This is a genomic window from Bizionia saleffrena (assembly GCF_008086175.1).
GTDB classification, from domain to species: domain Bacteria; phylum Bacteroidota; class Bacteroidia; order Flavobacteriales; family Flavobacteriaceae; genus Bizionia; species Bizionia saleffrena.
This window is the reverse complement of the sequence record NZ_VSKM01000038.1, coordinates 1-1,956: the sequence shown is the minus strand read 5'-3', so window position 1 is coordinate 1,956 and position 1,956 is coordinate 1. Positions and strand designations below refer to the sequence as shown.

1 protein-coding gene is annotated in these 1,956 nt (G+C 43.3%); it reads left to right on the top strand.

Going from position 1 to position 1,956, the window contains the following annotated elements; genetic code table 11:
* Positions 1 to 1,956 (top strand): BspA family leucine-rich repeat surface protein (locus tag ES676_RS14825; protein ID WP_170234472.1); only part of this gene is annotated, 1,956 nt, incomplete at both ends.

The following is a 1,956-nucleotide window of genomic DNA, read 5'->3' as shown; positions in this document are numbered from 1 at the left end:
CACCAGCGACAGAATGTTGGGAAACGGCGACGTTTAATAATGATACGTGTATTTGGGATGTAACAGGAGAACAAGCAGCAGCACCAGCGACAGAATGTTATGAAACGGCAACGTTTAATAATGATACGTGTATTTGGGAGGTAACAGGAACACAAGAAGCAGAACCAATCACAGAATGTTATGAAACGGCGACGTTTAATAATGATACGTGTAGTTGGGAGGTAACAGGAACACAACAATCAGAACCAACCACAGAATGTTATGAAACGGCAACGTTTAATGACTCTACTTGTAGTTGGGAGGTAACAGGAGATCAAGTAACCGAGCCAACGACAGAATGTTATGAAACCGCAACGTTTAATAATGATACGTGTCTTTGGGAGGTAACAGGAACACAAGAAGCAGAACCAATCACAGAATGTTGGGAAACAGCGACGTTTAATAATGATACTTGTAGTTGGGATGTAACAGGAGATCAATCAGCAGCACCAGCGACAGAATGTTGGGAAACAGCGACGTTTAATAATGATACGTGTATTTGGGAGGTAACAGGAGAACAAGCAGCAGCACCAGCGACAGAATGTTATGAAACGGCAACGTTTAATAATGATACTTGTAGTTGGGTTGTAACAGGAGCACAAGCAACTGAGCCAACCACAGAATGTTATGAAACGGCAACGTTTAATGATACAACTTGTAGTTGGGATGTAACAGGAACACAAGCAGCAGCACCAGCGACAGAATGTTGGGAAACGGCGACGTTTAATAATGATACGTGTCTTTGGGATGTAACAGGAACACAAGCAGCAGCACCAGCGACAGAATGTTGGGAAACAGCGACGTTTAATAATGATACGTGTAGTTGGGTTGTAACAGGAACACAATCAGCAGCACCAGCGACAGAATGTTGGGAAACGGCGACGTTTAATAATGATACGTGTATTTGGGAGGTAACAGGAGAACAAGCAGCAGCACCAGCGACAGAATGTTATGAAACGGCAACGTTTAATAATGATACTTGTAGTTGGGTTGTAACAGGAGATCAATCAGCAGCACCAGCGACAGAATGTTGGGAAACAGCGACGTTTAATAATGATACGTGTATTTGGGAGGTAACAGGAACACAAGAAGCAGCACCAATCACAGAATGTTATGAAACGGCAACGTTTAATAATGATACTTGTAGTTGGGATGTAACAGGAGAACAAGCAGCAGCACCAGCGACAGAATGTTATGAAACGGCAACGTTTAACACGGAAAGTTGTGCTTGGGATGTAACAGGTGAACAATCAGCAGCACCAGCGACAGAATGTTGGGAAACAGCGACGTTTAATACAGAAAGTTGTACTTGGGAGGTAACAGGAACACAAGAAGCAGCACCAATCACAGAATGTTATGAAACGTCAACGTTTAATAATGATACTTGTAGTTGGGATGTAACAGGAGAACAAGCAGCAGCACCAGCGACAGAATGTTGGGAAACAGCGACGTTTAATACAGAAAGTTGTACTTGGGATGTAACAGGAGATCAAGCAACCGAGCCAACGACAGAATGTTATGAAACGGCAACGTTTAATAATGATACGTGTAGTTGGGTTGTAACAGGAACACAAGCAGCAGCACCAAACACAGAATGTTATGAAACGGCAACGTTTAATAACGGTACTTGCGAATGGGATGTAACAGGAGAACAATCAGCAGCACCAGCGACAGAATGTTGGGAAACAGCGACGTTTAATACAGAAAGTTGTACTTGGGAGGTAATAGGAGATCAAGCAACCGAGCCAGCGACAGAATGTTATGAAACGGCGACGTTTAATAATGATACGTGTATTTGGGATGTAACAGGAGAACAATCAGCAGCACCAGCGACAGAATGTTGGGAAACAGCGACGTTTAATACAGAAAGTTGTACTTGGGAGGTAACAGGAGATCAAGCAACCGAGCCAACGACAG